23 protein-coding genes are annotated in these 25,349 nt (G+C 71.9%); 7 read left to right on the top strand and 16 right to left on the bottom strand.

Annotation, left to right across the window (positions count from 1 at the left end):
• The first annotated feature begins 11 nt into the window (after nt 1-11).
• The gene (locus ACWC24_RS31335; RefSeq protein WP_450666261.1) at nt 12-1,184 is read left to right on the top strand and encodes an acyltransferase family protein; all 1,173 of its coding nucleotides are present in this window, start codon (nt 12-14) and stop codon (nt 1,182-1,184) included.
• 120 nt (nt 1,185-1,304) lie between these two features.
• On the opposite strand, the gene ACWC24_RS31340 is transcribed toward ACWC24_RS31335, so the two are convergent.
• From ACWC24_RS31340 to ACWC24_RS31355, 4 genes are all read right to left on the bottom strand, one after another.
• Nucleotides 1,305-2,657 carry a polysialyltransferase family glycosyltransferase gene (locus ACWC24_RS31340; RefSeq protein WP_450666262.1) on the bottom strand — a complete coding sequence of 451 codons (1,353 nt, stop codon included), beginning with the start codon at nt 2,655-2,657 and terminating at the stop codon, nt 1,305-1,307.
• Nucleotides 2,654-3,640, bottom strand: coding sequence for a glycosyltransferase family 2 protein (locus ACWC24_RS31345; protein WP_450666263.1), 987 nt, complete (start codon nt 3,638-3,640; stop codon nt 2,654-2,656). The genes ACWC24_RS31340 and ACWC24_RS31345 overlap by 4 nt, the downstream gene beginning before the upstream one ends.
• Nucleotides 3,641-3,832: 192 nt before the next feature.
• Entirely contained in the window at nt 3,833-4,204 is a 372-nt protein-coding gene (locus ACWC24_RS31350) for a hypothetical protein (protein ID WP_450666264.1), read from the bottom strand.
• 439 nt (nt 4,205-4,643) lie between these two features.
• Complete coding sequence (locus tag ACWC24_RS31355) at nt 4,644-5,204, bottom strand: hypothetical protein (protein WP_450666265.1); 561 nt, start codon at nt 5,202-5,204, stop codon at nt 4,644-4,646.
• 1,062 nt (nt 5,205-6,266) lie between these two features.
• Between ACWC24_RS31355 and ACWC24_RS31360 the strand changes: the two genes are divergently transcribed.
• A complete protein-coding gene (locus ACWC24_RS31360) occupies nt 6,267-9,674 on the top strand; it encodes an ALF repeat-containing protein (protein ID WP_450666266.1) in 3,408 nt (1,135 codons plus the stop codon).
• Nucleotides 9,675-10,070: 396 nt separating this feature from the next.
• Here the strand turns inward: ACWC24_RS31360 and ACWC24_RS31365 are convergent, their stop codons facing one another.
• Nucleotides 10,071-10,721: a TetR/AcrR family transcriptional regulator C-terminal domain-containing protein gene (locus ACWC24_RS31365; protein ID WP_450666315.1), complete on the bottom strand. Its 651-nt coding sequence runs from the start codon at nt 10,719-10,721 to the stop codon at nt 10,071-10,073.
• A gap of 130 nt (nt 10,722-10,851) precedes the next feature.
• Between ACWC24_RS31365 and ACWC24_RS31370 the strand changes: the two genes are divergently transcribed.
• Nucleotides 10,852-12,309: an FAD-dependent monooxygenase gene (locus tag ACWC24_RS31370; protein ID WP_450666267.1), complete on the top strand. Its 1,458-nt coding sequence runs from the start codon at nt 10,852-10,854 to the stop codon at nt 12,307-12,309.
• Between the two features lie 143 nt (nt 12,310-12,452).
• Here the strand turns inward: ACWC24_RS31370 and leuE are convergent, their stop codons facing one another.
• From leuE to ACWC24_RS31385, 3 genes are all read right to left on the bottom strand, one after another.
• Complete coding sequence (gene leuE, locus ACWC24_RS31375; protein WP_450666268.1) at nt 12,453-13,103, bottom strand: leucine efflux protein LeuE; 651 nt, start codon at nt 13,101-13,103, stop codon at nt 12,453-12,455.
• A gap of 51 nt (nt 13,104-13,154) precedes the next feature.
• Nucleotides 13,155-13,733 carry a Uma2 family endonuclease gene (locus ACWC24_RS31380; protein WP_450666269.1) on the bottom strand — a complete coding sequence of 193 codons (579 nt, stop codon included), beginning with the start codon at nt 13,731-13,733 and terminating at the stop codon, nt 13,155-13,157.
• Nucleotides 13,734-13,825: 92 nt separating this feature from the next.
• Nucleotides 13,826-15,406, bottom strand: a complete 1,581-nt coding sequence (locus ACWC24_RS31385) for an acyl-CoA mutase large subunit family protein (RefSeq protein WP_450666270.1) — start codon at nt 15,404-15,406, stop codon at nt 13,826-13,828.
• Nucleotides 15,407-15,576: 170 nt separating this feature from the next.
• On the opposite strand from ACWC24_RS31385, the gene ACWC24_RS31390 reads away from it, so the two are divergent.
• Nucleotides 15,577-16,539 (top strand): L,D-transpeptidase family protein, encoded by a 963-nt coding sequence (locus ACWC24_RS31390; protein WP_450666271.1) that lies wholly within the window; start codon nt 15,577-15,579, stop codon nt 16,537-16,539.
• 245 nt (nt 16,540-16,784) lie between these two features.
• Here the strand turns inward: ACWC24_RS31390 and ACWC24_RS31395 are convergent, their stop codons facing one another.
• The 8 genes from ACWC24_RS31395 to ACWC24_RS31430 all read right to left on the bottom strand — a co-directional run bounded on the left by ACWC24_RS31395 (nt 16,785) and on the right by ACWC24_RS31430 (nt 23,504).
• Nucleotides 16,785-17,909 (bottom strand): hypothetical protein, encoded by a 1,125-nt coding sequence (locus ACWC24_RS31395; RefSeq protein ID WP_450666272.1) that lies wholly within the window; start codon nt 17,907-17,909, stop codon nt 16,785-16,787.
• The gene (locus ACWC24_RS31400) at nt 17,909-18,571 is read right to left on the bottom strand and encodes an RNA polymerase sigma factor (RefSeq protein ID WP_450666273.1); all 663 of its coding nucleotides are present in this window, start codon (nt 18,569-18,571) and stop codon (nt 17,909-17,911) included. The genes ACWC24_RS31395 and ACWC24_RS31400 overlap by 1 nt, the downstream gene beginning before the upstream one ends.
• A gap of 444 nt (nt 18,572-19,015) precedes the next feature.
• On the bottom strand, nt 19,016-19,246 hold the full coding sequence (locus ACWC24_RS31405; RefSeq protein WP_450666274.1) for a hypothetical protein: 231 nt from the start codon (nt 19,244-19,246) through the stop codon (nt 19,016-19,018).
• Nucleotides 19,247-19,379: 133 nt separating this feature from the next.
• Nucleotides 19,380-19,577, bottom strand: a complete 198-nt coding sequence (locus ACWC24_RS31410; protein ID WP_450666275.1) for a hypothetical protein — start codon at nt 19,575-19,577, stop codon at nt 19,380-19,382.
• The gene (locus ACWC24_RS31415; RefSeq protein ID WP_450666276.1) at nt 19,574-20,206 is read right to left on the bottom strand and encodes an RNA polymerase sigma factor; all 633 of its coding nucleotides are present in this window, start codon (nt 20,204-20,206) and stop codon (nt 19,574-19,576) included. Before ACWC24_RS31415 ends, ACWC24_RS31410 begins: the two co-directional genes overlap by 4 nt.
• Nucleotides 20,207-20,408: 202 nt before the next feature.
• Complete coding sequence (locus ACWC24_RS31420) at nt 20,409-20,840, bottom strand: hypothetical protein (protein WP_450666277.1); 432 nt, start codon at nt 20,838-20,840, stop codon at nt 20,409-20,411.
• Nucleotides 20,841-20,969: 129 nt separating this feature from the next.
• Entirely contained in the window at nt 20,970-21,569 is a 600-nt protein-coding gene (locus tag ACWC24_RS31425) for a hypothetical protein (RefSeq protein ID WP_450666278.1), read from the bottom strand.
• Between the two features lie 273 nt (nt 21,570-21,842).
• Entirely contained in the window at nt 21,843-23,504 is a 1,662-nt protein-coding gene (locus ACWC24_RS31430; RefSeq protein WP_450666279.1) for a beta-N-acetylhexosaminidase, read from the bottom strand.
• A 156-nt stretch (nt 23,505-23,660) separates the two neighbouring features.
• Here ACWC24_RS31430 and ACWC24_RS31435 point away from each other — a divergent pair, with 156 nt between their 5' ends.
• From ACWC24_RS31435 to ACWC24_RS31445, 3 genes are all read left to right on the top strand, one after another.
• Nucleotides 23,661-24,263 carry a 2-oxo-4-hydroxy-4-carboxy-5-ureidoimidazoline decarboxylase gene (locus ACWC24_RS31435; protein ID WP_450666280.1) on the top strand — a complete coding sequence of 201 codons (603 nt, stop codon included), beginning with the start codon at nt 23,661-23,663 and terminating at the stop codon, nt 24,261-24,263.
• 201 nt (nt 24,264-24,464) lie between these two features.
• A complete protein-coding gene (gene sdhC, locus ACWC24_RS31440) occupies nt 24,465-24,845 on the top strand; it encodes a succinate dehydrogenase, cytochrome b556 subunit (RefSeq protein ID WP_392609515.1) in 381 nt (126 codons plus the stop codon).
• Nucleotides 24,846-24,850: 5 nt separating this feature from the next.
• Nucleotides 24,851-25,333: a succinate dehydrogenase hydrophobic membrane anchor subunit gene (locus tag ACWC24_RS31445; protein ID WP_152893480.1), complete on the top strand. Its 483-nt coding sequence runs from the start codon at nt 24,851-24,853 to the stop codon at nt 25,331-25,333.
• The last annotated feature ends 16 nt before the right edge of the window (nt 25,334-25,349 follow it).

Genomic DNA, 25,349 nt, shown 5'->3' on the forward strand with positions numbered 1-25,349 from the left:
AAGGCCCCAGGATGAATGCGGCTGACCAGGCCCTGGCCCCCACGAGCCCGGCGCCGGCGCCCACCGTGCGAGTACGGGAACCCGAGAAGGCTCCCGCCGCCGCGCCCCGCCCACGCGCCGCCGACCGGCTGCGCGCCCTGGACGGGCTGCGGCTGCTGGCCGCGCTGATGGTGTGCATGTATCACTTCGCGGGCAAGAACGGACCCGTCGCCGAGTCCTGGCACCAGTCGCCCGGCCTGAAGTTCCCGACCCTGTCCCTGGCCGCCACGTACGGCAGCCTGGGTGTGCAGTTCTTCTTCGTCATCAGCGGCTTCGTGATCTGCATGAGCAGCTGGGGCCGCTCCCTGGGCGACTTCTTCCGCTCCCGGGTCGCCCGGCTCTACCCCGCGTACTGGGTGGCGATCGTCCTGATCACCGCGGCGGCGTGCGTCATGCCCGTCGTCGTCCACCCGCTGCGCTCCGACGAGATCCTGGTCAACTTCACGATGCTCCAGCAGCCGATGGGCGTGAACCGGGTGCTGGGCGTCGACTGGACGCTCTGGGTCGAGGTCCGCTTCTACGCGATGTTCGCGCTGTTCGTGGTCTGGCGGGGCGTCACCTACCGCCGGGTGGTGCTGTTCTGCGCCCTGTGGACCCTGGCCGGCGTCTTCGCCCGGGTAGCCGACATGCCGCTCACCGACGAACTGGTGATGCGCGACCACGCCCCCTTCTTCATCGGCGGCCTGGCGCTCTACCTGATCCACCGCTACGGCAACGACCTGCTGCTGTGGGGCATCGTGATCATGTCGTTCCTGCTCGGCCAGCGCTACTCGGTGACCGCGCTGTGGCACCCGGGCATGGAGGGCGACTTCCACCGCAACCCGCACGTCATCCAGGCGATCGTCTTCCTCGCCTTCGCGGCGGTGGCGGTGGTGGCGGTGGGCTGGACGAGCTGGGCGAACTGGCGCTGGCTGACCGTCGCGGGGGCGCTGACCTACCCCTTCTACCTGGTGCACGAGCACCTGGGCTGGTTCTTCATCCGGGTGCTGAACCGTGGCCTCGGCCTGCCGCCGTACGCGACGATCGTCATCAGCGTGCTGAGCCTGCTGGGCATCGCCTGGCTGATCCACCGGCTGGTGGAGAAACCGTTCGGGCCCCGGCTGAAGCGGGCGCTGGTGGTGCGCAGGCCGCAGCTCGACAAGTGACCCGCGCGCGCCGCGCGAGAAGGGCCGGGCCCCGTTCCCGAGGAGGAACGGGGCCCGGCCCTTCGGCGGGTCAGGACCGCCGGGCGGGTCAGGACCGCCGGGCGGGGACCGCCGTGCGGGTCAGGACGACTGGGCCGCCCGGATCCGTCGTACGACCCTGCGCACGGCCGGGTTGCGGCGCAGCGCCTCCGCCCGGACCGGGCTGCCGCCGGGCAGGCGCAGCGTGGTCAGCCGGCGCTTCTTGAAGTACCGCTGGTGCTCGGCGAGGTTGGCGGTCAGCCAGGCGGCCGCCTCCTCGTGCAGGCCGGGGTACTTGCGGGACTGCATGCAGTAGCCGACGGTGTGCACCAGCGGGGCGAGGCGCTCGCTCAGCGCGGCCAGTTCGAGCGGGGCGCCGAGGGTCTCGCGTTCCGCGTCGGGCAGGGCCGCGTCGATGACGGTGAGCGGGACGCGGTTGCTGTTCTCGTACGGCGTGATGCGTTCGAGGAGGAGCTCCGTGCCGACCCGGGCGACGGGGATGCCGTAGAAGGCGGCGGCGGTCATCAGGGCGGTGGAGAAACAGCCGATGACGAGCCGGGGCTCCAGGAAGGCGAAGACGGTCTCGGCCAGGACGGGCTCGGCGAGGACCGTGAGCCGTACGCCGAGTTCCTCGGCCACCGCTTCCAGGGACCTGCTGTAGACGGCGGGCGCGCTGGGGTGCGGCTTGAACAGGACGCTCTCGTGGCCCGCCCGGGCGGCGGCCCGCAGCATCCGGACGTGCAGCTCCTCCTCCTCGTCCTGGGTGATCAGGTCGATCGCGGAGAGGTACTGGCCGAGCAGCACGGCCGTGGGGCGCTCGCCCTCGGGCAGCCGTTCGGCGAGGATGCCGGCGCCGACCTCGCCTATCTGCGCGAGTACGTCGACGATGGCCTCGTTGGGGATCGGCTCGGGCTCGACGCCGTACTCGGACAGCAGCATCGGGCGCAGTCCGGGAATGAGGTCGAGGTGGAGCACCCGGGCGATCCGGCTGTTCATACCGTGCGGGATGCGGTTGCGGGTGGGCCCGTAGCTCATCAGGCCGTCCGCGTACACGTGGATCGGGCTATCGGCGAAGATGTCGGCGACCGCGCGGGAGGGGTTGGCCTGGATGGACTCGCAGGCGATCTCGACCTCCTCGTCACCGAGGTTCCAGGCCAGGCGTACGGCCTTCTCCCACAGCTGGGCGTCCTGGGCGCGCGGCGACCAGCCGACCGGGTGGTGCGGGGCGATGAACTCGTTCCAGGAGCGCACCTCGTCGAACTCGGGGCGCAGCTTCTCGAACCCGGCCATCCGGTCCAGCGGGGTGCCGACCTCGGGCACGGCGGCGGTGTTGCTCACGACCAGGATGCGCCGGTGGGCGGCGCGCGGGCCGAAGAGGCCGGCGCGGATCGCCGCGGTGACGGTGGCGGCGGCGTACTGCGTGGCCGAGAAGAAGATCTGTGTCCTGCCGCTCATGCCGCGACTCCCTTCATGCCGCCGCGTATGCGCCGCAGCGTGTGCACGCGTTCCTCGCCCATGCCGACGAGTGCCTCGTTGAGTTCCGCCTCCGTCATCCGGCCCAGCGCCTCGGCCGCCAGCTGCCGCAGCCTGGCGTGCACGCTGCGCTCGAACCGGCCCCGGTCCAGCAGCTGGTGGGCGATGACGACGCAGTAGTTGCGCAGGGCCTTCTTCCGCAGCTTGGCCGCCTCGGGGTCGTCGGCGAGTTCGGCCAGGACGAGGTCGAAGGAGCGGAAGAAGTCGAGCTGGCGGACGTCGCCGATCTGGGTCAGCGAGCTGGCGATGCCACGGCGGTAGAAGACCCCGCGCAGGCTGGCGACGGCGTAGGACTCGGCCCTGCGGTGCAGGTCCCAGATCCAGGGGCGGTCCTCGGCGGTGCGCAGCCCGTCGTGGAAGCGCAGCAGGCCCTTGTCGAGCAGTCGGCGGTGGTAGACGCCGGCCCAGGCGTACGGGTAGTCGACCATCGTCGTGTCGTCGACGGGGAGGATGGAGCTGCGCGGGTCGAGCGGAGTGTGCCGACGGCCCTCGGGGGCCCGGTGGATCTGCCGTTCGACACCGAAGACCTGGACGTGGTCGGTGCGCACGAAGTCGACGTCGTGCCGTTCGATGTGGTGCACGAGGTCGCTCAGATAGCCGGGGGCGAGCCAGTCGTCGCCGTCCAGGAAGGTGAGGTAGCGGCCCTCGGACGCGTCGATCCCGGTGTTGCGCGCGGTGGCCAGTCCGCCGTTCTGCTCGTGCCGGATCACCCTGCTGTTCTTCAGCCGCTTCGTCAGCGCCAGCAGCGCCTCGTAGGTCTGGTCCTTGGTCGACCGGTCCTCGACGAACAGGAACTCGAACGAGTCGTCGGCGTTGTTGACGAGGCTGGCCACGGTCTCCGGAACGTACGCCTCGATATTGAAACAAGGGACGATCACGGACAGTTTGGGGGGGCGCTGAGGCACGCGGACACCTGGGCTCTCTCTGGGGCAGACCTCAGCGACCGTAAGAGATGTTCGATGCCGGACATCAACCCCTTGGCCACCATCAGGTGAACGCGAGGTAGCTACACGACCTCCCTTTCCCACAGGTCCGCCCGCTCGCGCGCAACCGCACCCGCGGCAACCGGAACGGCCACCGGGGCCGGCCCGCCGGGCTCACCCGAACCCGAGCCCGAACCGGGCGTCGATGCCCGCCACGATGACGGCCAGGCCTTCCTCGGAGTTCCGGTCGTAGTCCTCGAACATCAGCGCGCCCGCCTGTGCCGACGGCACCGACAGGCTGGTCGCGGGGTCGGCGGCGAAGCAACCGGCCGCCGTCGGCAGCCAGTCGGTGTACACCGGTGTCGCGGAGCAGGCCCGGCCGGTGTCACCGTCCCCGATGTCGGGTTTCGCGGTGAAGGCGTAAGCGTTGTCGGCGGTGGCTGAACCGGCGGGGGCACCGGCCGACGGCGCGGTCAGTACCCCGGCCGCCGCCATGACGGTCGACAGGAAGGCGACGAGGACGAAGTGAGCACGTCCGGGGAACATCCGTCTTTCCGGTATGCGGATCCGGGACGCACGCCCACGGGGAGCAGACGAGCGTGAGGCCGCGGCACGGCCTCCGGGCAACGGGTCGGGCGGGACCGGGAATGCCGTGCCAGGGTTGCGCATCGGATTACGTCAGTGGCCGCTGTCGAGCGGCTCGGCCTGCACCACGTGCAGATCCCCGGCCTGCTCGACCAGCCGACGGGCGGGGGCGCCCAAGCCTCATCCGCTCGTCCGGGAGGCCGGTTGAACATGCGGGCACAGTCCTGCGAGCGGGTGTCGGACGACGGGGTGACCGCCCGGGGCTGCCGGGTCGCTGCCGTCGCAGTCGTGGCGGGGCGCCACGGCGGTCACCGTCGAGTCGAGGTCTGTCGCCCGGCGGACCCGGACGGCGAAGAGGCTCAGGGGCACCGGAACAAGGCGTGGCCCGCGCGCCCGAACGTTACTTCGAGGTCCTGATCTCCACGAGCGTGAACTCGCGCCCCTGGTCGTCGGCGCTCTCACCCACGGAGGTCCAGATGTTCTTTTCGACGTCCCAGGTGCGGTCTTCGCCGTCCGTGGTCATGGAGACCGTGGTGTCGTAGTCGTTGCCCTTGACCGAGAAGACCGAGGGCATCTCCAGGCTCAGCCAGCCGCTGTTGCCGGTGACGCGGAAACAGACGGTGGCCAGGACGTTCGGCATCGCCTTGACCTGCACCAGCTCGCCGCCGCTCGCGCAGTCGGCCAGGACGATGTGCCCGTCACCCCGCTTGAGGGTGATGCCCTGTTCGGCGAGGATCTTGTCGGCACCGGGGTAGTTGAAGTCCTCGACCGCGTAGCCGGGCGCCTCGCCGGCGGCGGGAGCCATGGCCTGCTCCGCCGTGCCCGGCGAGGCCTGCGCGCCGGAGAGCCCGACAGCCGTCACCACCAGGGCGGACGCACCGGCCGCCACGGTGACGCCGAGGACCCGCCGCCGGAGTCCTCTGTTCTTCGTCCTCGCCTCGGTCACGGCAGGGGTACGCATCACGATCCTCACACTCGTCCTCACACATTCGGAGAGTGTCATTCCGGTGGCGGAGCCGCCCCCCCAGGACACCCTTCAGAGATCTTTTGACTAAGCCATGGAAGCTCAGCAGGAGAGCGTTTGTCCACCCACTCCGATCCGGTCTTTTCGGTAACCGATTCAGCGGATTCGACGGGTGGGTGCTGGATGAAACCGTGATGCCCTTTTTCGTCCCTGACGCGCAGTCAGGTTTGTTATGCGCTGAAAATGGGTCGCAGCGCGGGCACGCGGCACAACTGCCGAACCCCTGCCCCCCTTCGCCGTCGGCGCGGCCCTCCGAGGCTGCGGGAACCGGGCCCGGCCGCATCCCGGCGGCGCCGCACAGCCGCTCATCTCGCCAGCCCATCAAGGGAGTTGGGCTCTCCGCCCCCAAGGGGACGCGACCATGGCGACGGGCCCTTCGCAACCGTGCGAGCGAAATACCGAACCGGCGGGCGACTGGCCGAAAATCGCCTATCGAGCCATCGTGTGATGCAAATCACATGGAAGCATATCTGGCGTTCTCCATCCGCCCCGATTTGCCGTGAGGACGGGTCCGGCACCGAAAAGTTCCATGGATCGGCTCATAAATCTCCGAGCGTTCACGCCTATCCATGGTGTAAGAAATTAGCGATCGGCGGCGGGCCGACGTGACGTGGGGGAATGTTTTATGGGGTTGTCCGGAAAGCGAAGTCGGGTCACCGCGTCTCGTCCTTCCCGGCAACAAGAAATCGTCGCGTCGACGACACACGGTGAGCAAAGCGGACGGGGCGGACGCCGCGTACTCCCGTCATGGTCCGGAACACCGAGCCGCTTCTGGTGACACCGGCGGCGACCCGCGGGTCCCGGCGTCGAGACCGTGCACGGCTCGCCCACGCCCCTTCCGGTCCCGGTGGACAGGATGCCTGCCCGGACCGCGCTGCTCGTCCCACACCTCACCGGCTCCGGGATCGTCGCCACCCGCCTGAAGATCCGCGCTGCCCAGTCACACACAGTCCGCGCTGCCGCCCACCCGGGCCGTCGCGCACCGATCCGGAGGAACGCGTGAACAGTACGCACACATATTGGAGCAGACGTCGTCTGCTGGGTGCCTTCCTCGGCACCACGGCCGGCGCCCTGACCTCCAGCCTGGTCCTCAATCCCGTCGCCGCGTACGCCGGCACCGCGTCCGCGGCCGATGACGCGACGACGGACCCGGACATCCTGGCCCTGCCCGACACGGACCGCGGCCAGGCCGTGAAGGCCTGGATGCTGGGCGGCGCGAACGTCCGCGCCGCGGCCGAGACCGCCCTCAGCGGCTCGGACGCCGACGTGCAGGTCTTCCTCGCCAGCGGCCTTGCCGCGGCGTCGGCGGCCGACGACCGTGCCACCGTCGTCAGGGCCCTGGCGTCGGCCGGCAAATACATGGGTGTCGCGGCCTCCACGGCACTCTCCGGGAACGACGACGCCGTCGCCGACTTCCTCGAGAACGGCTACCAGACCCCCTACCTGCAGGACCTGGCCGTCACGACGACCGCCCTGATGGGGGCCGGCGGAAAGTACGTGGCCGCTGCAGGCAGCGCGGCTCTCGACGCGGGCACCAAGCCCGCCCTGGAGAAGTTCCTGACGGAGGGGCAGTACACGGCGCGTCTTCAGGACATGGCCCTGCAGACGGCCACCCTCTCGGCGACAGCCGGACCCGAGGTCCGCGCGTACGCGTCCCGGGCCCTGGACGGAACCGCCGACGACATCGACTGGTTCCTGGAGACGGGGCAGTACATAGCACGTGCCCGGGACCAGGAGACCGCGACCATCACCGAACTGGTCAGCACCGCCCAGCAGGAGGGCCGCATCGCGGACTCCCAGACGAAGCTGGCCGTGGAGGCCTCCACCCGCGCGGTGGCGGCCGCGGACAAGGCCAAGTCCGCCGCGCAGACGGCCGCCACCGAGGCGGCCGCCGCCGCGAACGACGTCACCAAGGCCGGCAAGGCCGCCCGGAAGGCGGCGCAGGCCGCGAAGGGCGCCGCCGACGCGTCCCGGGTCGCCATCCGTGCCTCCCACGCGGCCATCACCGCCTCGCGCCGGGCGTCCCAGGCCGCGGTGGCCGCGAGTCACGCGGCGGCCGTCGCCGGTTCGGCCGCGTCGAGCGCGTACCACTACGCGATCGCCGCCTCCAAGGACGCGTCCCAGGCCGCGGCCGCCAAGTCCGCCGCCACCAAGGCCCGTAACGCGGCGGCCAACGCGCGTACCACGGCGGCCGCCGCGGAGAAGGCCGCGAACTCCGCGGACCAGGCGGCCGGTGCCGGGCGGGCCGCGGCGACCGCCGCGAGCCAGGCGGCCGCCGCCGCGAGCTCCGCCGCCTCTGCGGCCTCCGCCGCCTCCGGGGTCGCCCAGGCCGAGGCCGCCGAGGCCCAGCGGCAGGCGCAGATCGCCAACAGCAACGCGGCCATCGCCACCGCCGCCGCCGCCAAGTCGCAGTCGCTCGCCAGTGCCGCGGCGGCCGCCGCCCGCACCGCGCGGGACGCCGCGAACGCCGCCGCCGACCACGCCGACGCGGCCGCCGCCGCCGCCGAGGACGCCGCCAAGTACGCCGGCCAGGCCCTCGACTACGCCAACAAGTCCAAGACCTACGCCGACGCGGCCACCACCGCCGCGACCAACGCCACGAACGCCGTCAACCAGGCCGTCGCGGTGGAGGCGGCGGCACGGCAGGCCGAGTGGGACGCGCTCGACCACGAACAGACCCAGGCGATGGACGAGTGCCGTCGGCTCGCCGAGGTCGACGCCCAGCAGAGCGCGATACTGCGCGCGCAGCGGACCCAGCAGCAGCAGAGCTCCGCGGCGACCCTGGATCTCATCGCCCAGGCCGAGGCGGTTCTGAGCTCCGGTGACCTGACCCGCGCCACCGCACTCGGACGCAAGGCGGCCGCCGCCGTCATGAACTCCAGCGGCTCCTGGTCACGCTCTGCCGCGCGGTTCGCGCTGAGCGGTGTGGACGCCGACGTCCACACCTGGATCGACGCCGGCCGAAAGCTGGCCCAGGACCAGGACGACCGTGAAACGGTTCTGACGGTGGCGCAGTCCGGCACCGCGACGATCAGCGACGCCGCGGCCACGGTGCTCGAGAGCGACGTGACGGGCGCGGCGGCCACCTTCCTCACCGCCGGGATCATCGATGCCACCGTCCAGGACAACGGCCTCGCGATCGCGCGAGTGCTGGCCACCTCCCCCGGTACCCGGGTGAAGCAGGCCGCCAACGACGCCCTCGACAGCAACACGCCCAAAGCCCTGTTCGACTTCTTCAACGAGCATTTCGCCGACGCCCAGACGCAGGACGACGCGCTCGCCACGGCCGCCCTGCTCAACACGGGAGGCCCCTACACCAAGGCCTACGCCCAGGCGGCCATGGAGGGACCGGCCTGGCTCCGGCGCCACTTCCTGTCCACGGTGATACACCAGTGCGCCCAGCTCGACTACGACTCGGCCGCCCACATCGCCGCCATTCAGGGCGCCATCGCCGCCGCCGCGAAGATCGCCCACCAGGCGCAGGAGAAGGCCGCGCTCGCCCGGCAGGCCTCGGCGCTCGCCCGGAACGCGGCCCAGGAGGCCGCGGACGCCAAGAAGGCGGCGGATCAGTCCGCCGCCGACGCCTTGACGTCCGCCAAGGAGGCGGACGCCAAGGCCGACGCCGCCGAGCAGTCGGCGCAGGACGCCCAGGCCTCGGCCGACGCGGCGAAGAACGCCGCGGCCGCGGCCCGCACCGCGGCCCGCACCGCGAACTACTCGGCCAACAAGGCCTCCGCCTCCGCCCGCAGCGCGGTGTCCTCGGCCGCGTCGGCACAGGCGTCGGCCTCTTCCGCCCGCGCCTCGTCCATCCAGGCGGGCAAGGACGCCGCAGCCGCCGCAGCCGCCGCCGCCGACGCCCACACCATCGCCACGAAGAAGCGGCAGCAGGAGATCGCGGCGGCCGCGCGCAACGCCGCCCAGGCGGCGCGCGACTCCGAGAAAAGCGGCACCAGCCAGGTCGACGTGTCCGAGAACGACAAGCTCGACAAGGAGGAGGGCGAAGAGGGAAGCACCGCAGAGGAGTACGCGCACTCCCTCGAGACCGCCAGTGTCGCGTCCGGCCTGGGAGCCGGTGGTCTCGCCGTCACCGGCGGTCTGCTGCTGCTCGCCGGTCCGGAGATGGTGCCGATCGCGGTGGGCCTGGAGATCTACGCCGGCTACCTGAGCACCGCCTCGGTGGTGGCCGACCTGGGCGCCGTCGTCTTCAGCGGAATCGCCAACGACTGGCACGGCACCGATTTCGCGAAGACGTGCGGCACGGCCGCTCTCGGCCTCGTGACCTTCGGCCAGGGCAAGCTGATCTCGAAGGCCGCCGAGGAGGCGGCTGCCCCCGCCGTCGGCATGATCACCGACGGTGTACAGGAAGTCGGCAGCGCGATCACCCGAGGGCTCGCGAGCTTGTGGTAGAGCGTGTCTCTTCGATGAGGTGATCAGCTGATCGGCTGTGTCTGTCCGGTCAGTGGTCACTGGTGCGAGGGGGGACCGGGTCGAGCCGTTGCTGTCGGCCGATCCGGTCCGGTCCGGGGACGGCGGTGGGCCGACCACCGCCGTATCCAGCACGAGCCGGACACCGGAACTCCTCGTCGGGGCTCAACCCGTTCCCCGGTGCCGCCCCGGCCGCCCCTGTGGCCGGGGCGGCTGGACGCTCACGGCCGCCGCAGGCTTGCCCGCCGGCCGACGACGGCCTCATCACCAAGCTCGGGGACAGCGCGCCCGCCGCCATGTCGCGCCCACTGCGAGGCACCTGCGGCAGCGGAAGCCGACGACCACGACCGGGCCGACACCCACGACCGGCCGCCGGGCTCACTCGACTTCGAACCGGGCCCCCACGCCCGCCACTATCACGTCCAGCCCCTCCTCGAAGTTCCGGTCGTAGTCCTCGAAGATCAACGCGCCCGCCTGCGCCGACAGAGGGAAGTCGGCCATCCGGCGGGCGCGGTCCGTCATGTCGTAACCCTCGCGGCGCTCGCCCTCCATCGGCTGGACGCCCTGCTCCTCGGTGACGAAGCCGATCGTGTACATATACGCGGTGGTCGCCGCGCGGACCGCCTGGGTGAGGGTGAATCCCGCCTCGGTGAAGAGCTTCAGCGTCCGCTCCATCTCGACGGCGTGCAGAGTGCCCGTGAAGCGTGAACCGCTGAAGACCCTGGCGCCGTCGCGGTAGCTCAGCAGGGCGGCGCGCAGCCCGCGGTTGGCGGAGAGCAGCCGCTCCCGCCAGTCGGCGTCCGCCGCTCCGGCCCTCTCGACCATCCGGCGGTACATCTCCGTGGCCATCTCGTCGAGCAGCTCCTGCTTGTTCTTGAAATGCCAGTAGAGCGCCGGCGCCTGGACGTTCAGCTCCTTGGCGATGGCCCGGAGGGTCAGGCCGTCGAGGCCCGTCTCGTTGAGCAGCCGCAGAGCGGTGTCGACGACCTGCTTCCTGTCCAGCCTGGGCGCTCGCTGGGATCTCTGGATAACCACACCCGACAGGTTAATGCCGTTAAGGGACATACGCGGCAGCCCGTCGGCACGCTTGACAACTTAACAGCGTTAAGGACATGCTTCCACCCAACGGAACTTAACAACGTTAAGGAGAGTGGTGGTCATGGAGACGACGGTGGACACGGATGTTCTGATCGTCGGCGCCGGTCCCACCGGCCTCGCCCTCGGGGTCGACCTCGCACGGCGGGGCGTGGACGCGCTCGTCGTGGAGCGGGGAGAGGAGCTCGCGCCGGGGTCGCGCGGCAAGGGGCTCCAGCCGCGCACCATGGAGGTCCTCGAAGACCTCGGCGTCCTGGACGCGATCCGCGCGGCTGGCGGCGACTATCCGGTCGGGATGATCTGGCAGGACGGCAAGCAGGCGGGCGAGCGTCCGATGTTCGACCCGGCCGAGGACGGCGAGGCGGGCTCCCCGTTCGCCGAGCCGTGGATGGTGCCCCAGTGGCGCACCCAGGAGATCCTGCACGCGCGGCTGACCGAACTCGGGGGCCGGGTCGTCTTCGGCCGGGAGGTGACCGCGCTCCACCAGGACGAGGAGGGCGCGACCGTGCACTTCACCTCGGGCGAGGGTGCCGGGGTCGTCCGCGCGAAGTACGTGGTGGCCGCCGACGGGGGCCGCTCGGCCGTGCGCCGGGCCGCGGGTATCGGCATGACCGGTGCCGGGGAGGACGGCTCGGGCCTCGTCGCGCCGGACCCGATCCTGGTGGCGGACACCAGGATCAGCGGCCTGGACCGCGACCACTGGCACCTCTTCCCGCCGACCGGGGACACCGGCGATTTCATGGCGGTCTGCCCGCTCGCGGGCACGGAGTACTTCCAGGTCGTCGCCCGATTCCCGGCCGGAACGAAGGTGGACGCCTCCCCCGACGGTGTGCGCAAGGTCTTCGCCGACCGTTCCCATCTGGACGCCGACGCGGTGACCGAGGTGCGCTGGGTCTCGGACTTCCGGCCGCGCGCGGCGCTGGCGGACCGGTTCCGCTCCGGCCGGGTCTTCCTCGCCGGGGACGCGGCGCACATCCACTCCCCGGCCGGCGGCCAGGGGCTCAACACCAGCGTCCAGGACGCCTACAACCTGGGCTGGAAGCTCGGCGCGGTCCTGAGCGGCAAGGCTCCCGCGTCCCTCCTCGACACCTACGAGGAGGAACGGCACCCGATCGCCGCCGCCATGCTCGGCCTGTCCACCCGGATCCACCGCGGCGAGGCCCGGCGCGGCAAGGAGACCCGTCAGCTCGGCCTCGGCTACCGGGACCGCTCCCTCGCCGTGGAGACCCGTACCGGTCTGCCGGACGAGGCGCTGCGCGCGGGTGACCGTGTCCCCGACGCGACCGTGGACGGCGTACGCCTCTTCGATCTGCTGCGGGGACCGCACTGGACGCTGCTCGCGGTCGGCACGGACATGGACCTGCCGGCACTCCCCGGTGTCCGCACCGTACGGTTCGCCTCCCACGGGAACTACGGCGTCGGCATCTTCCTCATCCGCCCCGACGGCCACATCGGCTGGGCAGGCACCAGCCCCCTGAACCTGCCCTCCTACACCTCCCAGGTCGGCCTGTCACTCGCCTAGCCCCCAAAGGGGCGCGGGGAACTGCGCAAAACCCCCCACGAACAGGCAGCCGAACCACACACCGCCACCACCCTCAGCGGCGCGGGGAACTGCGCAAAGCCCCCCACGGACCCGCCGCCGAACCACAGCCCCCAGCGGAGCGCCTACGCACTGGCGAGCGTCAGCTTGACCGCAAACCCGAGAAAAAGCACCCCCGCCGCACTGGTCGCCCCCGCCGACAGCCGCTTGCGCCGGCGGAAGGCCGCTGCCAGCCGGGTGCCACTGAATATCAGCGCGGTCAGATAGAGGAAGCTCGCGAGCTGGGCGAGGCTGCCGAGCACGACGAAGGAGAGTGCCGGGTGGGCGTACTTGGGATCAACAAACTGAACGAAGAAAGCGACGAAGAACAGGATCGCCTTCGGGTTGAACAGGCTGATCACCACCGCCCGCCGGAAGGGCCGTTCCCCGGCCACCGTCTCGGGCTCGGCATTCTGCGAGACCGGCTCCCGCCGGGCCTGCCACATCGCCCACGCGGCCCGCATCATCCCGACCGCCAGCCAGGTCAGATATCCCGCACCGGCGTACTTCACGATCCCGAAGAGCAGGGCGTTCGCCTGGAGCAGCGACGCCACCCCGGCCGCCGACAGCGTCATCAGCACGGTGTCCCCGCACCACACACCCGCGGCGGCGGTATACCCGGTCCGCACACCCCGGCGGGCGGCGACGGACAGCACGTACAGCGAGTTCGGCCCCGGCAGCAGGACGATCAGGACAAGGCCCGCGAGATAGGTGGGAAGGTCGATAACACCAAACATGAGAGGGAGTGTCGCACGGGGGTACGACACCGTGTCGAGGTGTCTCGCGGGTCAGTCGCCGTCGAGAAGGGTGTCCACCGGGAGGTCGAGCAGGACCCCGACGGACGCGGGCACCGGCACGCTCTGGCCCCGCTTGTAGCGCTCGGGGGCCGGGTACTTGCCGTTGACCGGGTCCCGGTGCAGCAGGACCTCGTCGTGCTTGCGGTCGACCACGACGTAGACGGGGACTCCGGCCTCGGCGTAGCACTCGACCTTGGGGCCGAGGTCGTCGGACCAGTTCGACGAGGTCACCTCGACGACCAGACGGAAGACGTTCGGGGCGTAGCAGTTCTTCTGGACGAGGGCGTCGCGGAAGTCCTCGTCGACGATCGAGAAGTCGGGGATCGCGAAGTCGTCAGGCAGCGTGGGCAGCCAGAGGCCGACGCCCTGGACGTACCTGAGTCCGGCCTCGCGGGCCCCCGCCCTGTCGAACGCCACGACCAGCCACGACAACGACAGCGCATGCGAGCCGTCCGGCGGTGGTGTCACGGTGAGCCTCCCCTGCAGAATCTCCACGCGGTACCCGGGCAGTGCGCGGAAGAGCAGGTCGGCGGCTTCGCCCAACGTCAGCTCGTGTTGCAGTACGGCCACGGCGTCCTCCTTTGCAGGGGTGACTCTCCCTGAGCGTAGCCGGGGGCGTGCGGCATCCACTCATGATCATCCGAACGGGTGAACCGCCCGGTTCAGAAGGTGTCCGACGGGACGTACGTGCCCCAGATGTCGCGCAGGGCGTTGCAGACCTCGCCGATCGTCGCGCGGGCGCGGAGGGCCTCCTTCATCGGGTACAGGACGTTGTCCGTGCCCGCGGCGGCCTTCCTCAGGGCGGCCAGGGCGGTGTCGACCGCGCCCCGGTCGCGCTCGGCGCGCAGCCGGGCGAGGCGTTCGGCCTGCCGGGCCTCGATGGCCGGGTCGACGCGCAGCGGCTCGTACGGCTCCTCCTCGTCGAGCCGGAAGCGGTTGACGCCGACCACCACGCGTTCGCCCGCGTCCGTCTCCTGCGCGATCCGGTACGCGTTGCGTTCGATCTCGCCCTTCTGGAAGCCGTGTTCGATCGCCGCGACCGCTCCGCCGAGCTCCTCGACCTTGCGCATCAGCTCCAGCACCGCCCCCTCCAGGTCGTCCGTCATCCGCTCGACGGCGTACGAGCCCGCGAACGGGTCCACCGTCGCGGTCACGTCCGTCTCGTGGGCCAGGACCTGCTGGGTGCGCAGGGCGAGGCGCGCGCTCTTGTCCGTGGGCAGCGCGATCGCCTCGTCGAAGGAGTTGGTGTGCAGGGACTGGGTGCCGCCCAGCACCGCCGCCAGGCCCTGGACCGCGACCCGGACCAGGTTCACCTCGGGCTGCTGGGCCGTCAGCTGCACCCCGGCGGTCTGGGTGTGGAAGCGCAGCATCAGCGACCTGGGGTCCTTCGCGCCGAACTCCTCCCGCATGACCCGGGCCCAGACCCGGCGGGCGGCGCGGAACTTCGCCACCTCCTCCAGGAGCGTCGTACGGGCCACGAAGAAGAAGGACAGCCGGGGCGCGAAGTCGTCGACGTCCATGCCGGCCGCGAGCGCCGTGCGGACGTACTCGATGCCGTCCGCGAGGGTGAACGCGATCTCCTGCGCGGGCGAGGCGCCCGCCTCGGCCATGTGGTAGCCGGAGATCGAGATCGTGTTCCACTTCGGGATCGCGGCCCGGCAGTACGCGAAGATGTCCGCGGTCAGCCGCAGCGACGGCTTCGGCGGGAAGATGTACGTCCCGCGCGCGATGTACTCCTTCAGCACGTCGTTCTGGATCGTGCCGGTCAGCCGGTCCGCGCCGACGCCCTGTTCCTCCGCGACCAGTTCGTACAGGAGGAGCAGCAGCGCCGCGGGCGCGTTGATGGTCATCGACGTCGACACCGTGTCCAGCGGGATCCCGTCGAACAGCACCCGCATGTCGTCCACCGAGTCGATGGCCACGCCCACCTTGCCGACCTCGCCGTGCGCGATCGGCGCGTCGGAGTCGTGGCCCATCTGGGTGGGCAGGTCGAACGCCACCGACAGTCCCGTCGTGCCGTTCGCGATGAGCTGCTTGTAGCGGGCGTTGGACTCGGTCGCCGTGCCGAACCCCGCGTACTGGCGCATCGTCCAGGGACGGCCGGTGTACATCGACGGGTAGACGCCACGGGTGTAGGGGTACGACCCCGGATCGCCCAGTTGCCGCGCGGGATCCCGGCCCGTCGCCGCTTCCGGGCCGTAGACGGGTTCGATGGGCAGTCCGGACTCCGAGTCGCGTGCCATGGAATCCACCATGCCGTGCCGTTCGCGTGCCGTCATCCGCGGGGAGCATCTCCGGTGACACCGTGCGCACTCCGCGCGTCGCGCGGGGCGGGCGGCGCGGGGGGCCAGTGAGACGACGGGGAGCCGTGATGCGTAGTACGGGCATGAGGAGCTCGGGGAGCTCGAGGACCATGGGCGGACGCGGCGCCACGGACCGGAAGAGACGTTTCGCCGCCGGGGCGGCCGGGACCGCCCGGACCACCGGGACGACCCGGACGACCCGGACCACCCGGACCACCCGGACCGCCGTGGTCGCCGCCGCGGCCCTGACCGCGCTGGCGGCGGTCTGCGGCTGCACCGTGCAGCCCGCCGACGGGGACGGCAAGCGCCGCTCCCCCGTCCACATCAGCGTCACCGGCACGGCTGGCGCCGGCGGGACCAGCTCCGCACCGGGCGCCTCCCGTACGCCCGCGGGCTCCGGCAGCCGGCCGGACCCGGGCCCCGGCACGCCCTCCGTCGCCCCCGCGGTGCTCTGGGAGCGCGGGGACAGCGGACCGGCCGTCCGTGAACTCCAGGCGCGGCTGCGCCAGGTCGCCTGGCTCTTCGACGGGCCGACGGGCGCGTACGACGATCTCACCGAGGAGGCGGTCCGGGGCTTCCAGGGCAAGCGCGGGCTGCCGCGGACCGGCCGGGTGGACACCGTCACCTGGCGGCGACTGCGGGACATGACCCACGAACCCGGCCGTTGGGAGCTCTATCTGATGGGCGGGCAGCCGGCCGCCGCGCCGGACCCGCGCTGTCTGACCGGCCGGGTGCTGTGCGTGAGCAAGTCGAGCCGCACCCTGCGCTGGATGATCGACGGCCGGACCGTCTCGACGATGTCGGTCCGGTTCGGCTCCCAGTACACCCCCACCCGCGAAGGCGTGTTCCACGTCTACTGGAAGTCCCGCCACCATGTGTCGACGCTCTACGACTCCCCGATGCCGTACGCCATGTTCTTCAGCGGCGGGCAAGCGGTGCACTACTCCTACGACTTCGCGGCCCGCGGGTACGCCGGTGCTTCGCACGGCTGTGTGAACGTGCGCGACGAGGCGGCGATCGCCCGGCTGTTCGCGCAGGTGAGGAGCGGCGACAAGGTCGTCGTGTACTGGTGACGACGTCGGGCGCGGAAGAGGATTCGGGGCGCGGGCGGGACCGGGGGAACGTGTCCCGCCCGCGCCAGGTGCACGTGCCGTAGGTACGGGGGGAACCCCGGCTCCGTGCGACGGCCGATGACCAGTCGGCTCATTTATCACTGCGTCAGGGCCGCCAAAAACGTCACACCTGTCGCCGAAAAACTTGAGTGCGAAGCAAAACCGCAGGTCAGAGGGCTACCCCTGGAGCGGTGGGGAGGGCGGGCTCAGACGGTGAAGTGCGCCCGGGGGCGCGAGGAGGTGCGCGGGCAGCCGGCGTTCTTCAGGTTCTGCGGGCTCTTCGGGCTCTTCGGGCTCTTCGGGCTCTTCCACGAGCCGCGGGCGAGGGCCTGGGACGGGGACGGCGTCAGCAGGCCGAGGGCGCCGTCGCGCGGGCCGTCACCGCTGCCGCGGACCGCGCCCTGGCCGTCGCCCTGCTCGTCCCGGCTGTCCTTGTCGCCCTTGTCGCCCTGCTCACCGGAGCCGTCGCGGGCCGTTCCGTCCGAGCCGTCCTGGGAGCCCTGACCTCCCTCGGCGTTGCCGTCCTGACCGGTGTTCAGGGAGTCGCCGAGCAGCACCTTGCAGTACTTCCACACCCGCGGGGAACCGCCCGCGGCCTTCTCCAGGGCGCGTCGGCGCTCGTCGCCCAGTTCCCGGCCGGCGCGCACGTCCCGGCAGGCCGCGGCGACACCGCTCCACGCGGAGCCGGAGCCGGAGCCGGCCCGGTCGTCCCGGCCGCCGTTCTCGGTGGCGTCGTCGTCGGTGCCCCGGGTCGTGCCGCCGCCGGGCGAGGCGCTCGTACGGTCGTCGGGAGTCGCCACTCCGCTGGTGCCGCCCATGATGTCGCCCGGCACGGGCGGGGCGGGCGGGGCGTCGGGGCTCGCGGCGGCCGTGACGGAGGCCGCCGGGCCGGGTTCGACACCGCCGAACGGCGCGGGCAGGACTCCGGTTCCGGCCGCCACGGCGACCCCGCCGACCATGCCGGCGGCCAGCGCGGCGGACAGCCCCAGACGGACGGGACGGCCCCAGCGGAACCGGCCGACGGCCGGAGTCGCGCGGCCGAGGCGGACGAGTCCGGCGTCGGCGGAGCGAGCCGCGGCGGTACGGCCGCGGCGGCCGACGGCCGGCCGCTCGGCCCCGCGCGCGGCCCGGAAGGCTGCCACCGCGGCGGCTTCTCCGGGAAGTTCGGTGCTGTCCTGCGCGGTCGCCGCCGTGGACAGGGCGCCGAGGGCCTCGGCGAGCCGTCCGGCCCGGCCCCGGGCCGTGGCGTCGACAGCGGGGTCCGGCGACTCCCCGCGCAGCAAGCGCTCCGCCGCTTCGCGGTCCAGCCACCTGTACTGCTCGTCGGCCATCACATGTCCTTCTGCGTCCGCGCACGTGGATGCGTCACACCGGCGGACGTCACCGCGCGGACGCGCGGTTCTCGCTGGGACGGCAGGGCGTCGAGCCCGCCGGCCGATTCCGGATCGGAGCCGAGGAGTTCGGCGAGCCGCTTCAGACCGCGGTGCGCGGCCGTGCGGACGGCCCCCGGCCGCTTGCCCAGCGTCTCGGCGGCGCTCTTGGCGTCGAGGCCCACGACCACCCGCAGGACGACCGCCTCGGCCTGGTCCTGCGGCAGCCGGGCGATGAGGGAGAAGGCGCGACCGGTGGCCAGGGCTTCCATGGCCTCGCCCGCGGTGTCGGACGCGGCGGCCTTCCCGGTCAGTTCGGTCTCGTCGCCGCCTGTCGCGGGGCGGCGTCCACGCATCCGTATGTGGTCCAGGGCCCGGTTGCGCGCTATCCGGGCGGCCCAGCCGCGGAAGCGGTCCGCGTCGCCGGTGAACCGCTCCAGGTCGCGGGCGATCTGCAGCCACGCCTCGGAGGCGACGTCCTCGGCGTCGAGGTCACCGACCAGTGTCCGTACGTATCCGAGCAGCCGCGGGTGCACCGTGCGGTACACAGTCCGGAACGCGGTCTCGTCCCCGTCCTGCGCAGCAAGCACCGCGGCCGTCAGCTCCGCGTCGTCCCCCAGCACCGCGCCCCTTTTGCGCCTCGGCCGACACCGCTCTCGCGGGCCGTGCTCTCGCCGTCGTGGTTGCTCGATCGATGGCTGTCGATGGTTATGGTCACAGGCCCCGTGGTGGTCAGGCAGTCCGCCGCTGTCAGCAGTACGGCGCGAAAGGCACGTTACGGCGTGAAACCGCTGCTCGTCCACGTCGGTAGAACATGCAACTAACTCGTGACTCTGCGGGTGTGACAGAAAACGCACTCTTGGCGCTGTAGGAAATACGGGCCGCCGCGCGGCCCGTGCCGCGCGACGGCCGGGGCCTCTCCTGTGGGGGGTGGCGGCCCCGGTCGTTGCCTCGGCGGCAGCTCCGAGGCCCGCGGATCGCCCCGCGCGTGGAAAGCGATTGCCCGCAGCAGTGGCTGCTCAGGGCCGTGATCGCCCAAGTCCGCGAGTCCGCGGGACGGTGACCCCTCAGCGCACCGGCCGTGGCCGCCAGTCGTCCCGGCGTCGGGTCCGCCTCGGCGTCGCCGTCAGGTCGCGTACGGCGAGGAAGGCGGCGACGGCGCGCTTCTCGGACTCGGCGTCGGTCCCCTCCTCGCGCAGCGCGGCGGCGAGCAGTTCGGTCAGGCGGGCGGCCCGGCCGGACAGCGCCTCGCCCCCCGGGGCGCCGCCCGTACCGGTGCCCGTCCCCACATGGCTCATTCCGTCCCCTGTCCGGTCGCTCCAGCACCACGCCCCACGGGCCCACCACGCGCCCCGCGGATCCGTCGCCGCGCCGCCGCGCGCCGCCTCGTACCGTCGCGCGGATCCGTCCCCGCGCCGCCGCGCGCCCTCGTCACCGCGCCCACGTCGCCCCGTACCGTCTCAGGCCGCCGTCGCCGCGCTCCGCGCCGTCGTCACCACGCACCACCACGCACCACCGCGCGCCGTCCCGCGCCGTCGTCGTCTCGCTCACGCCCTCGTCGGCGCGCTCCGCTCCGTCGGCCCCGCGGTCGGCCGGGATCCTGCGGGGCGGTCCGCAGGGCGTCCTCATGTCGACTCCCCCAGCGCCCGGGGCCCGTCATCCGTCACACCCGCGGACGCCGGGCCGTCCACGCCCAGTTCACGGGCGATCCGGCGCAGGCCCCGGTGTGCGGCGGTACGGACCGCGCCGGGGCGCTTGCCGAGGATCCGGGCGGCGGCCGGACCGTCGAGGCCGACCACGACCCGCAGCAGCACGGCCTCGGCCTGGTCGGGCGGCAGGGCGCGGACGAGGGCGAGGGCGCGCTCGGTGGAGAGGGACTCCAGGGCCTGGTCGTCGGTGTGGTGAGGGCCCGGCAGATCCAGTACGTCCGGATCGAGGGCCGCCGCCACGGGCCTTACCCGGCGGCGGCGCAGATGGTCGAGCGCCCGGTGCCGGGCGATGGTCGCGGTCCAGCCGCGGAACCCCGCCCCGTCCCCCGCGAACCTCCCGAGGTCACGGGCGATCTCCAGCCACGCGTCGGCGGCCACGTCCTCGGCGTCGTCACCGACCAGCCCGCGCAGATACCCGAGCAGCCCCGGCTGCACGATCCGGTACGCCACCGCGAACGCGCTCTCGTCACCCTGCTGGGCCAGCGCGACCGCCGCGCCCAGCTCCCCGTCGTACGCCTGCGCGCGCCGGGGTTCGCCTCCCTGGCCCAAGACAGTCCTCGTCCATGCCGAGTCCGTGGCCGCGGTCCACGGCCGCCCCGTCTGCCGGAGCCGCCGCGTGGAGTGGCTCCACGGGCATCTGCGTCCGTCCTGGCGGAAGTGTCACAGCGCGCCGGACGGGCGGCCCGAGCGCCGGGCCGGCCCCCGCGCCACTCGACCGCTCACCCACTCGGCCGCTCACCCACCCACCCGCTCACCCGTCCGCGCCGCGTGCCGCCGTCGCGTCCTGGCACAACAGCCGCAGCGAACCCTGGCCCGTGAAACACCGGCGGGCCTCGTCGATCGGGTCCCACAGCCGGCCGTCCGGGGTGCGGATCCGGTACTCGCCGCCCGACGCCCACCACTCCGCGCCGGTCTGCCGGACGATCACCTCGCCCGCGTACGCGCCGAAGCCCCGCAGCACCCCCTCCACGGCGGCGTACGGGGTGCCCTCGCGCCCGATCTCCTCGATCATCCGGTCGACCCGCCACAGGCTCGGCGCCCCGTAGTCGAGGCGCAGCCGCGCGCCCTCGCGCATGGCGCTCACCACGTCCGCCGCCCACCGCACCGGCCGGTTCGCGGCATGGGGCCGGCTCCCCCGCGGCGCGGTGTCCGTCGTCGGCCGGTTCGTCAGATAGCTCGTCACATCGAGGAGAGCGAGGTCAGCGGGCTTTTCGTCACCGCTTTCCGGGGCGATTGCGCAACCGGCGCAGGACCGCCCCACCTTCCTCGCACAACGCACACAGGGCGCGCTCAGGACGCGCTCAGGACGCGCTCAGGAACGGGCCCTGGCCCCCTGCGCGCCGCGGGCCCGCCGTGACACCACCGCGCGCAGCACCCGCCGCCCCTCCGTGGACACGTCCAGCGCCGGGCGCAGTCCGCCCGCGCCGTGTTCGGCGAGCAGTTCCAGGACGCTGATCTGGCGGCGCAGTTCGGCGGCGACGAGCGGCGGCACGCTCACCAGACAACCCTCGGCGGGCGTCTCGCCCGCGCGGATGCGCTCGAGGGTGTCGGCCGGGGAGGCGTCCTCGGCCGGGTCGAGGATCCCGTGGATCCGCAGCGAGGCCACCGAGCAGGCGTCCGCCCACTGCCGCACCTCGGCGGTGGTCCGCCCGGCCGGGGCGGCGGCCAGCATCCGGTGGGCGAGGAGAGCGGCCTCGTTCCCCTCGGACTCCTCCGGCGCCACGAGCTTGCCGCGCACCTGCTCCAGCGACTCGCCCCAGTCGCCACCGGAGCCTTCCGTCAGGCTGCCCCACAGCGGCCGCAGAACCTCGTCGTCACCGCCGAGCAGCGGCACACACCGATCCAAACAAGCCAGCCCGCTCGCGGTCAGCCCACGGTCGTCGGCCTGACCGATGAGGTCCACCAGGCTCATTCACGTCTCCCTTGTCGGGGCGCCATCCCTTACGGAGCCCGCACATCCCCTTACTGCGTGCGACCGCTCCGGTGTGTCACAGGGGTCGGCCCGCCGATCTGGTCGAGCAGCGAAAAGCAGGGGGTTTTCAGCCAAAGGGACCACAGGAGCCACAGGAACACAAGGGGTCACTTGAAGATCACTGAGAATCACTGGCCCCGCGGAGGCCGCGGAGGCCGTCGGCCCCCGCGGCTGCGGACACCGCCCGGCGCCCGGCCGCCGGCGCCCCCGGGCTCAGCCCAGCCGGGTCGCAAGCGCGGTGAACTGCGGCCAGGTCAGAGCGGGTTTACCCGGGTCCCACAGTTTCTGGACGGTCGCCCGCAGCGGCATCCGGACACCTGCCGCGACCTGGTCCTGGGTCTGGGAGTTCGCGAGGTCGCACCAGACCGCGAAGGAGCCGCCGAGGATCTGGTCGTCGTACTTCGCCGGCACGGCCGCCGTCTTGCGCAGGACGCGCGGGTCCCACTGCTCGTAGATCCGCTCGCCCGTCGGATAGACGAAGGTGTTCGGCTCGCCGAGCACGTAGTAGAGGAACTCGTCGTTGTAGTTGAGCACCTTGCGGCCCGCGCCCAGGTAGTCCTCCGGCGGCCGGGCGCCGATCTCCTTGCCGGTCCAGTAGGCGACCTGGAGGTCCTTGGCGGGCTGCACGGACGTGTGACGGAAGAAGCCGTCGTTCCAGACCCGCATCGTGCTGCCGTGGGCGCGGACGGTGTCGGCGCGGTCGTCGAGCCAGCCGGTGGTGAGGTCGGCGACGGAGCCGGAGGAGCCGTACTTCGCCCTGGCCGCGGTGGCGAGCTGCGGGTAGGAGGCCTCCGGGTCCGCCGCCGTCAGCGCCTGGTACTCGTCGCCGCCGAGGTTCCACTGGCCGCCGGGGAACAGGCCGGCGTACTCGCCGAGCAGATCGTCGAGGAGGCCGGCGGAGCCGTCCTTCGCGATGTCGATCGCGCCGCGGGTGGCCACGCCCTGCGCGTTGCGCAGTTGGAGGTCGGGGTGGGCGGCGATGGCGGCGCCCAGATGGCCGGGCGAGTCGATCTCCGGCACGACCGTGATGTGCCGGCTCCGCGCGAGCGCGACGATCCGCGCGACCTCCGCCTTCGTCAGATGCTGCGCGGACACGATCTCCGGATGGGTCGCCGACTCGATCCGGAAGCCCTGGTCGTCGGAGAAGTGCAGCCCGAGCTCGTTGTACTTCAGGTCGCCCAGCTCGCGCACCCGGTCCTCGATCCAGGCCGCGGTGAAGTGCTTGCGCGCGATGTCCAGCATGAACCCGCGCCGCGGCTTGGCCGGTTCGTCGTGCACGACGCCCTCCGGGGCCGTACCGCCGCCGTGCACCTCCTGTTTGAGGGTGCGGGTGCCGTAGAAGACGCCCGCTTCACCGGGCCCGCTGATGGTCACCCGGCCGCCGCGCACGGTCATGGCGTACGACTCCGGGTCCGCGCCCTCGTCGTCGTTCAGCGCCAGCCGTACGTCCCCGTCGCGCACGTCGTCCTTCTCGCCGCCGTACGTCAGCCCCAGCTCACCGGCGATCAGCCGCCCCTCGTCGGCCAGCTCGGCGTCGCTGACCACCACCCGGTAGCCGGACCGTGGCCGCCAGCCGGGACCGCGCGCCGGGGTGTGGGCACGCACCGCGGGAATGGTCCGCGGGGCCTGGGAGAGGGGGTAGATCCGGGTGGACGAAGGGCTGGGGCTCGCGGCCCGCCCGGCCGAGGAGGCGGCCCCGGAGTCCCGGTTCACGGAGTCCCCGTCGTCGCCGAAGGCCCAGAGCCCGAGCCCGGTCCCGAACGCGGCGACCGCGGCCCCGACCAGCAACGCCCGTCGGCCCGCCCTCTTCTGCGGCGCCCGGCGCCTGCGTCGGCCCTCGCCCTTCTGCGGCGCCCGGCGCCTGTGCTGACTCACTCCGCCAACCTACGGCCACTCACGCTCCGAGGCTGTCCACCACACGTTCCGAAACTCTCCCGTCCGGGTGAAAACCGGGCATCCATCGGGCATGAACCCGACCACTCTCGATACGGTGTCGTCACATCTCTCTCAGCATCCCCTGCCGACACACACGTGACGCGAGGACCCACGCTGCCTGCGCACCGCATTCCTCATCGCTCCGGACGGGTTGCCATACCCACCGTCCCGGAACAGACCCGCACCCCGCCGTCCGAGCACCCGCTGGAGGGGTTCAACACCGCGCCCGCCGACGACGCCCGCCGTCTGCTGCTGGGCTGCCTGCACAGCCTGCGCTGGGCCAGGCGGATCGCCGACCACCGCCCCTATCCCGACCTGGAGTCGCTCCTGGCGGCCTGCGACGAGGCGGCGTACGACCTGACCCCGGGGGATCTCGCGGAGGCACTGGCGAGCGAGGCCCTGCCGACCCTGCCGTACGGAACGTACTCCGCAGCCCATACTGCACTGAGTGCGGCCCACGCGGCCTACGAGGCACGCTTCGGACATGTGTTCGTCATCTGTCTGGACGAGGTGCCCCGGGACGAAACCCCCGACCGTGTACTCGAAGGCATCCGATCACGATTGACAAACGATCCGGAGGAAGAACGGGTGGTCACGGCGGAGGAACTGCGGAACCTGGCCAAGGGAAGGCTGGCCGCCCGCCTCCGGGGCACGAGGACCCCCGCAATCGGAACAAATAGTGTCGCATCCGGCGAATAGGGCATGATCCCTCGTCAAGGCACGCCCGCCAATAGCCCGTACGTGCCCCTTTGCGTGCCACTTTGATCACACCGGCAGGCCCCGTGTAAGCGCCACGCGCACACGTCGCTACGATGCTGGGGGCCGGTGGACCGTACCCGGCCGGGCCCGACCGACACCGAAGCCGGCAGGCCCTAGTCCCCGCTCCCGGAGGGTTCTTCCGTGCCGGCTGGAACGCTGTACCGCGGCCGGGAAGGAATGTGGTCCTGGGTGGCTCATCGAGTCACCGGCGTCCTCATCTTCTTCTTCCTGTTCGTTCACGTGCTGGACACCGCTCTCGTCCGTGTCTCCCCCGAGGCTTACGACAAGGTCGTGGCCACGTACAAGACCCCGATCGTCGGGCTGCTGGAGTATGGCCTCGTCGCCGCCATCCTCTTCCATGCGCTCAACGGCCTGCGCGTCATCGCCGTCGACTTCTGGTCGAAGGGCCCGCGCTACCAGAAGCAGATGCTCTGGTCCGTCGTCGGCATCTGGGTCGTGCTGATGATCGGGGCGATCTACCCCGTCCTCGGCCACGCCGCTCGTGAACTGTTCGGGAGCTGACGTCGATGTCCACTGCTGAAACCACCGCTTCCGGGATCGGCCCCGTCGAGGGCGCTCCCCTCTTCGACGTCGACAACCCGGCGCCCCTCATCGAGGCCCCCCGCGCCCGCACCAAGAAGACCCCGAAGTCCACGCGGGGCAACTTCGAGATGTACGGCTGGCTCTTCATGCGCCTGTCCGGCATCGTGCTGGTCGTCCTGGTCCTGGGCCACCTGCTGATCCAGCTCGTGCTGGACGGCGGCGTCTCCAAGATCGGCTTCGCCTTCGTGGCCGGCCGCTGGGCCTCGCCGTTCTGGCAGGTCTGGGACCTGCTGATGCTGTGGCTCGCCATGCTCCACGGCGCCAACGGCCTGCGCACGGTCATCAACGACTACGCGGAGCGCGCGAACACCCGGCTGTGGCTCAAGGGCCTGCTCTACACCGCCACGGTGTTCACCATCCTGCTGGGCACGCTGGTGATCTTCACCTTCGACCCGAACATCCGCTAGGCACGGGGCTGAGGCA

Source organism: Streptomyces sp. NPDC001443, from assembly GCF_053597355.1.

Coding starts and splice junctions, on each gene's coding strand:
- ACWC24_RS31335 (WP_450666261.1), top strand. CDS start 12: ATGAATGCGGCTGACCAGGCCCTGGCCCCCACGAGCCCGGCGCCGGCG.
- ACWC24_RS31340 (WP_450666262.1), bottom strand. CDS start 2,657: ATGAGCGGCAGGACACAGATCTTCTTCTCGGCCACGCAGTACGCCGCC.
- ACWC24_RS31350 (WP_450666264.1), bottom strand. CDS start 4,204: ATGTTCCCCGGACGTGCTCACTTCGTCCTCGTCGCCTTCCTGTCGACC.
- ACWC24_RS31355 (WP_450666265.1), bottom strand. CDS start 5,204: ATGCGTACCCCTGCCGTGACCGAGGCGAGGACGAAGAACAGAGGACTC.
- ACWC24_RS31370 (WP_450666267.1), top strand. CDS start 10,852: ATGGAGACGACGGTGGACACGGATGTTCTGATCGTCGGCGCCGGTCCC.
- leuE (WP_450666268.1), bottom strand. CDS start 13,103: ATGTTTGGTGTTATCGACCTTCCCACCTATCTCGCGGGCCTTGTCCTG.
- ACWC24_RS31385 (WP_450666270.1), bottom strand. CDS start 15,406: ATGGCACGCGACTCGGAGTCCGGACTGCCCATCGAACCCGTCTACGGC.
- ACWC24_RS31390 (WP_450666271.1), top strand. CDS start 15,577: ATGGGCGGACGCGGCGCCACGGACCGGAAGAGACGTTTCGCCGCCGGG.
- ACWC24_RS31395 (WP_450666272.1), bottom strand. CDS start 17,909: ATGGCCGACGAGCAGTACAGGTGGCTGGACCGCGAAGCGGCGGAGCGC.
- ACWC24_RS31405 (WP_450666274.1), bottom strand. CDS start 19,246: ATGAGCCATGTGGGGACGGGCACCGGTACGGGCGGCGCCCCGGGGGGC.
- ACWC24_RS31410 (WP_450666275.1), bottom strand. CDS start 19,577: ATGAGGACGCCCTGCGGACCGCCCCGCAGGATCCCGGCCGACCGCGGG.
- ACWC24_RS31425 (WP_450666278.1), bottom strand. CDS start 21,569: ATGAGCCTGGTGGACCTCATCGGTCAGGCCGACGACCGTGGGCTGACC.
- ACWC24_RS31445 (WP_152893480.1), top strand. CDS start 24,851: ATGTCCACTGCTGAAACCACCGCTTCCGGGATCGGCCCCGTCGAGGGC.